At 34.1% G+C, this 12,321-nt stretch carries 11 protein-coding genes; 3 read left to right on the top strand and 8 right to left on the bottom strand.

Translation table 11 applies throughout. The features are described 5' to 3' along the window. The 3 genes from dnaE to ACO05K_RS08160 all read left to right on the top strand — a co-directional run bounded on the left by dnaE (nt 1) and on the right by ACO05K_RS08160 (nt 4,170). Nucleotides 1-3,009, top strand: a complete 3,009-nt coding sequence (gene dnaE, locus ACO05K_RS08170) for a DNA polymerase III subunit alpha (RefSeq protein WP_421943952.1) — start codon at nt 1-3, stop codon at nt 3,007-3,009. Nucleotides 3,010-3,031: 22 nt separating this feature from the next. After that, nucleotides 3,032-3,598 (top strand): hypothetical protein, encoded by a 567-nt coding sequence (locus tag ACO05K_RS08165; protein WP_421943951.1) that lies wholly within the window; start codon nt 3,032-3,034, stop codon nt 3,596-3,598. Between the two features lie 62 nt (nt 3,599-3,660). Continuing rightward, nucleotides 3,661-4,170, top strand: coding sequence for a YdeI/OmpD-associated family protein (locus tag ACO05K_RS08160; RefSeq protein ID WP_421943950.1), 510 nt, complete (start codon nt 3,661-3,663; stop codon nt 4,168-4,170). Here ACO05K_RS08160 and ACO05K_RS08155 read toward each other — a convergent pair whose 3' ends face one another. From ACO05K_RS08155 to ACO05K_RS08120, 8 genes are all read right to left on the bottom strand, one after another. Continuing rightward, nucleotides 4,171-4,899 carry a polyprenol monophosphomannose synthase gene (locus ACO05K_RS08155; RefSeq protein WP_421943949.1) on the bottom strand — a complete coding sequence of 243 codons (729 nt, stop codon included), beginning with the start codon at nt 4,897-4,899 and terminating at the stop codon, nt 4,171-4,173. Nucleotides 4,900-5,028: 129 nt separating this feature from the next. Continuing rightward, a complete protein-coding gene (locus tag ACO05K_RS08150; protein ID WP_421943948.1) occupies nt 5,029-6,531 on the bottom strand; it encodes a peptide MFS transporter in 1,503 nt (500 codons plus the stop codon). Nucleotide 6,532: 1 nt separating this feature from the next. Beyond that, nucleotides 6,533-8,302 (bottom strand): peptide MFS transporter, encoded by a 1,770-nt coding sequence (locus ACO05K_RS08145; RefSeq protein ID WP_421943947.1) that lies wholly within the window; start codon nt 8,300-8,302, stop codon nt 6,533-6,535. A 147-nt stretch (nt 8,303-8,449) separates the two neighbouring features. Further along, nucleotides 8,450-9,343, bottom strand: coding sequence for a hypothetical protein (locus ACO05K_RS08140; RefSeq protein ID WP_421943946.1), 894 nt, complete (start codon nt 9,341-9,343; stop codon nt 8,450-8,452). A gap of 8 nt (nt 9,344-9,351) precedes the next feature. Next, complete coding sequence (locus ACO05K_RS08135; protein ID WP_421943945.1) at nt 9,352-10,527, bottom strand: acetyl-CoA C-acyltransferase; 1,176 nt, start codon at nt 10,525-10,527, stop codon at nt 9,352-9,354. Between the two features lie 181 nt (nt 10,528-10,708). Further along, nucleotides 10,709-10,876, bottom strand: coding sequence for an Arc family DNA binding domain-containing protein (locus tag ACO05K_RS08130; RefSeq protein ID WP_421943944.1), 168 nt, complete (start codon nt 10,874-10,876; stop codon nt 10,709-10,711). A gap of 4 nt (nt 10,877-10,880) precedes the next feature. Then, complete coding sequence (locus ACO05K_RS08125; protein WP_421943943.1) at nt 10,881-11,402, bottom strand: hypothetical protein; 522 nt, start codon at nt 11,400-11,402, stop codon at nt 10,881-10,883. Between the two features lie 6 nt (nt 11,403-11,408). Next, a complete protein-coding gene (locus ACO05K_RS08120; RefSeq protein WP_421943942.1) occupies nt 11,409-12,266 on the bottom strand; it encodes an SPFH domain-containing protein in 858 nt (285 codons plus the stop codon). Nucleotides 12,267-12,321 lie beyond the last annotated feature (55 nt).

Genomic DNA, 12,321 nt, shown 5'->3' with positions numbered 1-12,321 from the left:
ATGTTTTTGAATGTTCACTCATCATATAGTTTAAAATATGGCGTAATGAATATTGAAGCCATTATAGCTCAGGCTCGTAGTTTAAATATTCATCAGCTTGTATTAACCGATATCAATAACTCTACTGGTGCTATCGAGTTTATTCGGGAATGCATGAACCAAAGCATTTTTAAAGCGGCAGATGAAGTACAAAAAGGAAATATTCCTTATCAGTTAAAACCACTTGCTGGTATAGAATTTAGAAAAGATAACCGCTTGCTTTATTTTGGGATAGCTAAAAATAAAGAGGGCATGCGAGAGCTTAACGAATTTTTGAGCCACCATAACATTTATAATATACCGCTACCAGATAAAGTTCCAAAATTCGAAAATGTATTTATTATTTATCCATTTGAAAAAGAATGTACTTATGTTTTAGCTGAAAACGAGTTTGTTGGTATTCGCTATTCTCAGTTAAATTTCCTCTATAAACATCAGATGCTAAATCAAAAAAATAAATTGGTGGTTTGGCATCCGGTAACCGTGGCAGATAAAGTAACTTATCGACTGCATGAATATATGCGGGCAATTGATTTGAATACACTTTTAACCAAGGTTCCGGAAGAGTTTAAGTGTTTAAAAGGTGAAACGCTAATTTCAGAAGATGAGCTGAAAAGACATTTTGAGAACTATCCGTTCATCATCGAAAATACCCAAAAGTTAATAGATAGCTGTAACTTGTCAGTGTATTTTGAGCCGAAAATACAGTCAAAGAATAAATTCTATTATACCAGAGGTGAAGAATCGGATGTGCTGTTGTTGAGAAAGCTGGCGTTAAAAGGCCTTGAGTATCGATATGGAAAAGATAATGCAACTGCTTTAGAAAGATTAGAGAAAGAATTAAGGATTATAGCCTTCAAAAAATATTCAGCATACTTTTTAATCACTTTTGATATTGTTCGGTATGCAATGGGCAAACGCAAGTTTTATCATGTTGGCCGAGGTTCTGGCGCCAACAGTATTGTTGCCTATTGTTTAAGAATTACAGATGTAGACCCGATTGATTTGGATTTATATTTTGAGCGTTTTTTGCACGAAAAAAGAACCAGCCCACCAGATTTTGATATAGATTTTGCCTGGGATGAACGGGAAGTTATTCAGCAATATATTTTTAAAAAATATCCAAAATGGCATGTTGCTTTTCTAGGTACTATGAGCACCTTTAAAGATAGAGCAATCATTCGCGAAATAGGTAAGGTTTTAGGTTTAGCGAAAGATGAGATCGATAGTTTCAGCGACCCCACCAGAGAGTGGATAAATTTAAAAAATCCTGTCTATCAAAAGATAAGACTCGTTCACAATGTGATGTCTAAAATGCCTAACCAACGCTCTATCCATGCGGGAGGCATTTTAATTTCTGAAGAGCCAATTACGTATTATACAGCTTTGGATATGCCGCCCAAAGGCTACCCAACTGTGCAATGGGATATGTATGAAGCAGAACTTATTGGCTACGAAAAATTCGATATTTTAAGTCAGCGAGGCATTGGGCATATTCGTGAAGCAGTTCGCCTTATCGAAGAAAATAAAGGACAAAAAATTGATATCCATGATTTTAAAACTTTTAAAGAAGACAGTAAACTCAATCAAATTTTAAAAGAGGGACAGCCAATTGGATGTTTTTATATAGAATCTCCGGCCATGCGCCAATTGCTTAAAAAGCTGAAATGCGAAAATTATTTAACGCTGGTAGCAGCCAGTTCCATTATCCGTCCGGGAGTTGCAAGTTCTGGAATGATGAAAGCATTTATCGAACGTTACCATGCTCCTGATAAGGTTGAATACTTATGCGAGGAGATGAAAGAGCAATTAAAAGAAACATTTGGTGTAATGGTTTACCAGGAAGATGTAATTAAGGTCTGCCATTATTTTGCCGGACTGGATTTAGCAGATTCTGATGTTCTACGCAAAGCGATGAGTGGTAAATACCGATCTAAACTCGCTTTTGATGAATTGGTGAATAAATTTTTTGTTTCAGCAAGAGCACAAGGTCATTCTGAAGAACTGATAAAAGAAGTTTGGCGACAAATTTCATCTTTTGCAGGATATAGTTTTTCTAAAGCGCACTCAGCATCTTTTGCGGTAGAAAGTTATCAGAGTTTGTTTCTTAAAACCTATTATCCGAAAGAGTTTATGGTTGCAGTTTTAAATAATTATGGTGGCTTTTACACACGTTGGGTTTACGTTCACGAGCTTCAAAAAACCGGAGCAAAAGTTCATTTACCTTGTGTAAACCATAGCGATGCTGTTGTGAATATTAATGGCGATCATGCTTATATGGGTTTTATTGGAGTGCAAGGATTGGAAAATAAGTTTATTGAATTAATTCCCGCAGAGCGAAGAAGAAATGGTTTATACTTAAGCTTAGAACAATTTGTAAAAAGAACACAGATTACATTAGAACAAGCAATTTTATTAATTCGTTTAGGAGCGCTAAGATTTACCGGGAAAGATAAGAAAACGTTACTTTGGGATATTTATACTTACCTCGGGCATAAACAAAAAAAGTTAAACCATGCAGAGTTATTTAATATTCAACAGAAAACATACAGTTTACCATCATTAGAAAATTCGAAAATTGAGGATGCTTATGCAGAACTCGAGTTGCTCGGTTATCCTTTAAACTTTAATATGTTCGATTTTCTTAAAACAAATTACCGAGGTGATATTATGGCCGCCGATTTGCCTAAATACGTTGGCAAAACCATAAAAATGGTTGGTAATTACATGTGCGAAAAAACTGTACATACCATTAAAAATACCAAAATGTGGTTTGGAACTTTTTTAGATACTAATGGCGATTTTTTTGATACCATTCATTTTCCAAATTCGACACCTATGTATCCATTTAAAGGAAAAGGATGCTATTTAATTTTAGGTAAAGTTGTAGAGGATTTTGGTTTTCAAAGCATTGAAGTATTAAAATTTGCTAAGCTGGATATACATATGAACCCGGTGGCGCTTGATTAAAAATGAATTTAAAATTATGGAGATGAATTTAGAAAGAGCTAAGTATTCAATAGTCATTCACCCTTCGTTAGAAGTTAGAACTATTCTGAAAAAATTGAAAGATACCTTAGCTGATAAAGTAGGTTGGTATTCTAGTAGAAATTCTGAAGCTCATATGACAGTTATTGAATTTGAGGCTTTTGAATCAGAGTTGAAAGCAGCTATAGATTATGTGAAATCGTTCTGCTACTCTGAAAAACATTTCAATGTGTCGTTTAATAAAATAGTGAGTTCTTACTCTTCAAAATGCGTAGTGGCATTGCCTGATAAAGCATCAGGGAAAGGTTTAAATGGATTGTTGCAAAGATTTAGAAAGGGTTTCAAAGGTATAAACGTAATATTTGGTTCTAGCGCTCATATGTCGATTGGTAGAAAGCTGAAGTATGAACAAATAGACTTGGCAGAAAACATTTTTCCTGAAATTGATTTAAATTTTAAATGTGATAAAATTGCAGTCAGGAAATTTTCTGGAAAACAATATAAAGTAATTTACGAATTTGAATTTCTAAATAAACCTTCTGCTGGTTATCAGTTTTTGCTTTTCCAGTAAAATTTTATTATTACTAAAGTATTTTTTTGTTAATTGAAAATTGCGACTTGTATATTTAATCTATGATTCACTTTAAATCTGAAATAGAACGTTTTGAAAAAATGGGTGATAAAACGGGATGGAGTTATATTTTTATTCCGAATGCAATAGCCAACGAAATAAAACCAGGTTGGAAAGTGTCTTTTAGAGTTAAGGGCAAAATAGATAATGTTGAAATCAGTGGAATGGCCACAACGCCGATGGGAGCAGGCGATTTTATTATTGCGCTCAAAAGTGAACTAAGAAAAAAGCTTAAAAAGGAGGCCGGAGCAAATGTTGAAATTTCTCTCGAAGAGGATAAAGATTTTAAAATTGAAATGCCCGAAGATTTAGAATTGTGTTTATCTGAAGAGGCACATCTTTTAAGTAACTTTTTGAAACTTGCAAAATCTCATCAAAATTATTTCATAAAATGGATTAACGAAGCTAAAACAGAAACTACCAGAACAAAAAGATTAGCACTAACCGTTAATGCTATGGATAAGCAACAAGATTATGGAACGATGATTAGAGAGAGTAGAAATGATAAATAATTATCTTTTATAGTTTCTAAACCAGCTCCAAACCTTCATTTGTATTACACCAATAAAGGCTTCTCTAAAAATTCTTGTACTCATTTTAGAAGTTCCTTCAGTTCTATCTGTAAATATGATTGGTACCTCAACAACATTAAAACCATATTTAATTGCTGTAAATTTCATTTCAATCTGGAAGGCGTAACCAACGAATTTTATTTTATCTAAAGGCATTGTTTCGAGCACAATTCTTTTGTAACATTTAAATCCAGCAGTAGCATCCTGAATATTGATTCTGGTTATTAACCTAACATACATTGAAGCAAAGTATGACATTAAAACCCTTCCCATAGGCCAGTTTACCACATTAACGCCTTTAACATATCTAGAACCTACAGCTACATCTGCTCCATTAACACAAGCTTCACGTAATCTTGTTAAATCATCAGGATTGTGAGAAAAATCTGCATCCATTTCAAAAATGTAGCTATAATCTCTTTGTAAGGCCCAGTTAAAGCCGTAAATGTAAGCAGTACCTAAACCTAACTTGCCAGAACGTTCTTCGATAAATAAATGACCTTGGTACTCATTTTGCAAAGATTTTACAATATCTGCAGTGCCATCAGGAGAGCCATCATCTATAATAAGCACATGAAAAGGTTGTGTTAATGAAAATACTTTACGGATAATTTTTTCAATATTTTCCTTTTCGTTATAGGTTGGTATGATAACTAGACTGTCTGACACGTGTATTCTTTTTAATTTGAGCTGTTAAGTTTTTACTCGTTCAGCTTTCAAGTGGCGAAAATAAATATTTTAATATTAAAAACCCGTATCAAGGTTGTTGATACGGGTTAAAATGAGTTAAAAATGTTTTTATTTAACTTCCTGCATTAATTTTTTAATTAGCTGAGAGAATACGATTAGAAATATTCCGGCTATTAATGAATATAAAGCAAGTGATTTGTAACCTTCTGTATATGATGTAAGTTTCTCCATTAAAGAAGCATTTTCAATGCTAGACATTTCTGCGCCTAATTTGCCTGCTGCAAGTTGTCCGAATGCACTGAATAAAAACCACATACCCATCATCATTCCAAACATCCTTTTAGGAGATAATTTTGTAATAATCGACATGCCTATCGGCCCAATACAAAGCTCTCCAAGTGTAAGTAACAAGTAAGCTAAAGTGAAAATGTTTAAAGAACTTATTCCTTGCTCGTTAGCGAAAAATCTGGTTGCGTAAAAAACATAAAAGCTTAACGCTAGTAATATAAAGCCTAATCCAAATTTGATAACCGTATTTGGCTCGATTTTTCGCTTGTGCATGCCTATCCATAATAAACCAACCAGCGGACTGAAAACAATCACGAAAAATGAATTTACGCTGTTGTTTATTACGTTAGGATCTACCGAGAAAAATAGCAGATTGTGATTTAAATTATCTTTAGCAAATAAAGAAAGCGAACCACCGCTTTGTTCAGAAATTGCCATAAATACGAAATAGCAGAATATGAATATAAATGCAGCTAACAGTTTATATCTCGCTTTAATTTCTTTAATGGTAAACATTTCGTAGAAAAAGTAAACCAGCGCTACAATACCGATTGTGTACATAAAATAATCAGTATAGGCAGTGTTTCTCACCATTATAAAAATTAATGGAATACAAAGTAAAGAACCAATGTAAGTGGCTATTTCGTAAGTTTTTTGTTTAGTTTTTGCTAAATGCAAGAGTGGCGAATTTCCGATAGGACCTAAATATTTTTTGGTAAAAATAAAAGTACCTAAACCAATCATCATAACAACTGCGGCAGAGAGAAAACATAAATGCCATGAAACGTATTTACCAAGATAAATACACATTGCACCGCCTAACAATCCACCAACATTTATACCCGCATAAAATAAGCCATAACCGGCATCTCTTCTGTTATCCTTTTCGTGGTAAAGTTCTCCAACCATCGATGAAATATTAGGTTTGAAAAAGCCCGTGCCAATTATGGAAAGCGTTATCCCAACATAAAATAAATCCTGAGGAGAGAAGGCAAGAATTAAATTTCCGATAATCATTAAAGAACCACCCCAGAAAAGCGATTTTCTAAAACCTAGAATCTTATCAGCAAAAATACCACCTATAAAAGTGAAAGCATACACAAAAGCCTGGATGGCACCATATTGTAAGTTTGATTTTTGGTCGGTTAAGCCTAATTGGTCGACCATAAAAAATGCTAACACACCACGCATTCCGTAAAAACAGAAGCGTTCCCACATTTCAACTAGCGATAAGTGCCAAAGCTGTTTTGGGTATTTACCCTCAAAGCTTTGTATTGCTTCTAATGTTTCTATAGAAGGTGTTTTTTCTGTAGCTATTTGCATTTTATTTAACCCCGTGCATTAGTTTTTTGATTATTGGAGTAAGTAGCATAATGAAAATACCTAAACCAACAGGAATTAAAGTGAAAATTAAAAAGAATGTCGACATTGAATACTGAGCAGTGATTTTATCGATCATACCACCCATGGTTCCTGCTATTTTATTTCCAATTGCAATGGCTAAATACCAAATTCCAAACATGATACCGATCATTCTTCCTGGAACCAATTTTGAAACATAAGATAAGCCAACCGGCGAGATGAATAATTCTCCCATTGTATGGAAAAAATAAGCTAAAATAAGCCAAATCATGCTAACTGAAGCAACTTTAGCACCCGGAGGAATTGAACTTGAACCGTAAGCTAATGCAGCAAAACCAATCCCTAATAAAATCATTCCTAAGCCATTTTTAACAGTAGCTGTAGGGTTAAATTTGCTTTCCCAAAGTTTAGATACAATAGGGGCGCATGAAATTATGAATAATGAGTTTAAAACACCAAACCAGGTAGCTGGAACCTCGGCCTTTACATCGCTATATTGATTTTTTAACATGTAAATAACAAGCCCCCAGATAATTGCGAATCCGACAGCTAATATAATGTTACCTAAAGCAAATCGGCCAAAGGTTTTTCTAAATAAACTGAATAAAACGTAAGTGATAATCACTAAAGGAACAATGGTAATCAAAGTATTAGCAACATTGAATACGATTTTAGCATTGCCTTCCAATAATCTTGCGGTGTAATCTTTTGCAAAGATTGTCATAGAGCCTCCAGCTTGCTCAAAAGATGCCCAGAAAAAGATTGTAATGAAAGCAAGTACAATTACAACAATCATTTTATCGCGAAGCTTTGGCGTATATTGAGATATTCTTTTTACCAGAATGAACAGAAAAAGAGCCAATGCAACAATAATGGCAAAGTTATCACCGGTTAAGCTACCAATATTAAATTTGAAAACTGTTGAGCCCGTAATTTTTGATACCGGATCATTGATAATCCAAACTAATCCAATTATTGAAATTAAAGCGATTAAAACGATATCGAATATAGAAAATGGATTTTTTTTAGCTTCTGCCGGATCTTCATCCTCATCAACTACAATGTTATTTTTTTCAGGTTTTAAGCCGATTGATCCAAAGATGTTCTTGGTGAAGTAAAACTGGAGCATTCCCACAAACATAAAAATACCTGCTAATCCAAAACCGTAACTCCATCCCCAATTCGGACTCTCGCCAATGTAACCGCATAAAAGCATTCCTAAAAATGCACCAGAGTTAACACCCATGTAAAATATGGTATAAGCACCGTCTTTCTTTTCTGGATGTTTTTTGTACATATGAGATAAGATTGAGGTCATGTTAGGTTTGAAAAATCCATTTCCAGTAACCAGTAAGCATAATCCTAAATACATGAAAATTGGATTAAACTCAAATGCCATAGATAAATGCCCTAAAGTCATGAGCAAGGCACCTAAAATTACTGCCCAACGATAACCGATAAATCTATCCGCTATAAAACCACCTAAAATTGGAGTTAAGTAGGCGAGTGATGTGTATGAGCCATATATTGCAAGTGCATGTTCTCTTGGCCATCCCCAACCTGGATTATCGCCAAACAAGGAAGATGTAAGAAATAAAACAAGTAAGGCACGCATACCGTAATACGAAAATCTTTCCCACATTTCCGTAAAAAAAAGTACAAATAAGCCAGATGGATGACCCAATACTTTGCTACTAAAGAAATCGTCTTTGGTTTCAATGGATGTTTGCATAAAACATTTGTTTGTTTTAGTTTATGAATTCAGAATTTGTGTGTTGTTAAGTTAGTTTAACAGGGTGCAATATAGCGAGCGGAGGGCATTCTAACAAATTTTTCACTTATGTGTAAAGTAATGAATACGTTAAGACGAAATATTGAACTAAAATTTTCTTATTGGTTTTACATTTTTAGCGGGATCTGCATAAAGCGCATCGTTAGTGTTGGCTTCATTTTTAAGAATAATATTCTCTTGCAATCTCAATCTTCCTCCAACTATTTTAAATGCATCAGTATTTCCGTCAGAACCATAAAACTGGAATCTACCAACCATTTCAGGGTCGAAAGGAGCGAGGTGATCAAATACAATTAAACCTGCATTTTTATCGGTTTTTAAAACCATTGCGTTTTGCTTATTGTATTCAAAAATCATACGATTTTTACCTTTTAACTCTTTTCCATCAAATACGGGCATCCCAAAATTCACATTGTCCTTGTCAAAAGATAAAATTTCAATTACTTTCTTGGTCGATTCAGATGTATTACCTTTCCATCCTAATAAGACATAATATGGTAACTTGCCAGAAATAGTTACAGGAATTATCTCGTAATAACGTGCCCCAAACCATTTTTGATTATTAGTAACCGCGTTAGCATCCATTATATTTTCTGTTTGATCTATCAACGGATAAAGTTTCAGCGCACCTTTATTATTCATTTGTATTGTGCCGAAATAACGATAGGTTCCGTTTTCAAAAGGTAAATACCATGAAATAATTCTAAAAACCTGATCGGCTGATTTTACTACTGAAACATTTTTTAACGAATCGAAGCCGTAATTGAAAGAATTAGGCTCTTTCAAAGCATCAACCAAAGTTTTAATGAACTTTCCGTTCAACGTTGTTTTCGCTTCATCACTTTGAGTGTTATAAATTACTTTTGAAATGCTGATGAGGCTATCTTGAAAAACATCAAGTTTATTAGAATTTTGCTGCGCTGATAATAAAAAAGCTTGCAGACAAATTAAAGTAGCTAAATAAAATTTGATGTTTTTCATGTATAGATTTATAGTTTCTCAATAACCAATGCACTCGCACCTCCACCACCATTACAAATACCAGCTACGCCGATTTTGCCGTTATTTTGCTCCAATACAGAAAGTAGTGTTACTACAATTCGTGCACCAGATGCACCAAGTGGATGGCCTAATGAAACTGCACCGCCATTAATATTAACTTTATTTCCACCAAGGTTTAAAATCTGATTGTTGGCAATCGAAACAACAGAAAAAGCTTCGTTTATTTCAAAGAAGTCAACATCCTTAACTTCAAGATTTGCCTTTTGCAATGCCAACGGAATTGCTTTAGATGGGGCAGTGGTAAACCATTCTGGCGCTTGTTGTGCATCAGCATAACTGATTATTTTAGCTAATGGTTTAATATTTAGTTCTTTTGCCTTTTCTGCACTCATTAATATTAATGCTGCAGCGCCATCATTTAATGTTGATGCATTTGCAGCTGTAACTGTTCCATCTTTTTTAAAAACTGGTTTTAATGATGGGATTTTTTCAAACTTTACAGCTGTCGGCTCATCATCAGTATTCACAATTGTGATTTCGCCTTTTTTATCTTTTATTTCAATACTAATAATCTCAGTATCAAATTTTCCATTTGATTGAGCTGATTGAGCTCTTTTGTATGATTCTATAGCAAAATTATCCTGGTCTTCTCTACTGATGTTGCAATCCGTTGCACATAGTTCTGCAGCCGAGCCCATATGGTAATCGTTATAAACATCCCATAAACCGTCTTTTACCAAGCCATCCGTAATTTGTCCATGCCCCAATCTATAACCATTTCTAGCTTTATCTAAGTAATAAGGAACGTTACTCATACTTTCCATTCCACCGGAAACAATAATATCATTATCGCCATTTGCTATACTTTGTGCGGCTAACATAATTGCTTTTGTACCCGAAGCACAAACTTTATTAATTGTTGTTGCAGGTAAATCTGGTAAGCCGGCCAATTTTGCTGCTTGCGTTGCAGGTGCCTGACCAATATTTGCAGAAAGTACGTTTCCCATGTAAACTTCCTGAATTTGTGAGGGATTTAATCCTGCTCTTTCTATTGCAGCCTTAATTGCAAAACCGCCAAGTTGCGGAGCAGAAAACTGAGCTAATGTGCCACCGAAACTTCCAATTGGTGTTCTTACTGCCGAAACAATTACAACTTCTCTCATTTAATTATTTTTTTATGAATTTTTGGTTAGGCCACTAAGTTATATATTTTTTAATATTAGATAAACGATAAATTAAAGGATTGATTATTGAAGTGTAGAATGAATGAATTTTGAATGATTGAATTAATGAATTTCGAATGAGTGAATTGCATCATATCAATTAACCAATTTAGCTATTCAACTACTCTTCTTTACTTTTTCCTTTTCGTCTCGATTTTAGCGCTTGCGTAAGCAGGAATTCAATTTGCCCATTTGTGCTCCTAAACTCTTCAGCAGCCCAAGTTTCAATTTCCTTTAATAAAGCAGGATTTATCCTTAATACAAAAGCCTTTTTATCTTTCTCTGTCATTTCTTTATCTTATTGCCTGTATATTATACCTTGTTTTTAGGTTGATAAGGAATAATTCTAACTCATCAACTTTGTTAGAACTAAATAATAATTTCTTACCATCTTTAAATACAATTTGAAACCCTCTTGACTTATCGTTCATTAAATAAGCTTTATCTTTGAAGTTAAACCAAAGCCTCATTTTAACACCATAACCTCCATATTCTGAAAACGCATCATATTTTCTAATATATGCTTCTTCAATATTCTCCCATAAATGAATCCGAAGTTTTCTTTGAAAAGGAGGATATCGGTATGAGAAACCTTTACTATTAATAGTTAATGTGAGATGGTTTTTCTGAATGATAAAAATAATAAGGAAAGGAAGAAAAAGCAGGAAAATAGGTAAGAAGTACATTTGCTTCAAATCTTGCATACTTAGTCCGTCCTTATAAAAAATAAGTATGGCAACCGTCGGAAATATAGTTAAGCCTGTAATTAAATACAACCACCAAATTTTCAGTCCTTGCTTTTCTTCAAACTCCATCTCACCTTAATTATATAGTGTTCCGGTATTTACAACTGGCTGTACATTTCTATCGCCACAAAGTACTACCAGCAAATTGCTAACCATGGCTGCTTTACGTTCTTCATCCAAATTCACAATGTCTTTTTCTGATAATTTCTCTAAAGCCATCTCTACCATACCTACAGCACCTTCTACAATTAATTTTCTTGCTGAAATAACAGCTGTTGCCTGTTGGCGTTGAAGCATTGCACTTGCAATTTCTGGGGCATAAGCTAGGTGAGAAATACGAGCTTCTAAAACTTCAATTCCAGCTCTTGATAAACGTTCGTTAAGTTCATTTTCTAAAAGTTCGCTTACTTTTTCTGCCCCATCCTTTAAAGTGATACTATCTTCTTCGCCTTCAGCATGGTCGTAAGGGAATATATTTGCTAAATGCCTAACCGCTGCTTCACTTTGAATGGTAACATATTGCATATAGTTTTCGACAGAAAAAATAGCTTTGGCAGTTTCATTAACTTTCCAAACTACAACTGCAGCAATTTCTATTGGGTTTCCAAGTTTATCATTTACTTTTAATTGCTGTCCGTTTAAGTTATTTGCTCTTAAAGAAACTTTGCGTTTGCTTGTAAGCGGATTAACCCAAAAGAAACCATCCGTTTTTACGGTGCCTACATATTTACCAAACAAGGTTAATACTTTCGATTCGTTAGGGTTGTTTATAATCAACCCCGGAAGAACGAGGAAGAAGTTAAAAGCTAAAAGGCTTCCTCCCCAAATAAAATGCTGTGTTACAAAACAGAAAACAGCGGCACCTAAAAGTGCTAAAAATAATGCGAATGTTAAATAACCCGATGGCGGATTAATGATTTTTTCTTGATACATAATTGATATTAATTTGATATCATAAATTAAAATATAAAAATTGGTAATTGCAAAC

Origin of the sequence: Pedobacter sp. (assembly GCF_965227205.1) — a bacterium.
GTDB lineage: Bacteria > Bacteroidota > Bacteroidia > Sphingobacteriales > Sphingobacteriaceae > Pedobacter.
The sequence above is the reverse complement of the archived record's forward strand: the minus strand, read 5'-3'. Positions and strand labels throughout refer to the sequence as shown.

Bases quoted from the DNA above. Each gene is read 5' to 3' on its own strand.
- dnaE (WP_421943952.1), top strand. From the start codon at position 1: ATGTTTTTGAATGTTCACTCATCATATAGTTTAAAATATGGCGTAATG.
- ACO05K_RS08165 (WP_421943951.1), top strand. From the start codon at position 3,032: ATGAATTTAGAAAGAGCTAAGTATTCAATAGTCATTCACCCTTCGTTA.
- ACO05K_RS08160 (WP_421943950.1), top strand. From the start codon at position 3,661: ATGATTCACTTTAAATCTGAAATAGAACGTTTTGAAAAAATGGGTGAT.
- ACO05K_RS08150 (WP_421943948.1), bottom strand. From the start codon at position 6,531: ATGCAAATAGCTACAGAAAAAACACCTTCTATAGAAACATTAGAAGCA.
- ACO05K_RS08145 (WP_421943947.1), bottom strand. From the start codon at position 8,302: ATGCAAACATCCATTGAAACCAAAGACGATTTCTTTAGTAGCAAAGTA.
- ACO05K_RS08140 (WP_421943946.1), bottom strand. From the start codon at position 9,343: ATGAAAAACATCAAATTTTATTTAGCTACTTTAATTTGTCTGCAAGCT.
- ACO05K_RS08135 (WP_421943945.1), bottom strand. From the start codon at position 10,527: ATGAGAGAAGTTGTAATTGTTTCGGCAGTAAGAACACCAATTGGAAGT.
- ACO05K_RS08130 (WP_421943944.1), bottom strand. From the start codon at position 10,876: ATGACAGAGAAAGATAAAAAGGCTTTTGTATTAAGGATAAATCCTGCT.
- ACO05K_RS08125 (WP_421943943.1), bottom strand. From the start codon at position 11,402: ATGGAGTTTGAAGAAAAGCAAGGACTGAAAATTTGGTGGTTGTATTTA.
- ACO05K_RS08120 (WP_421943942.1), bottom strand. From the start codon at position 12,266: ATGTATCAAGAAAAAATCATTAATCCGCCATCGGGTTATTTAACATTC.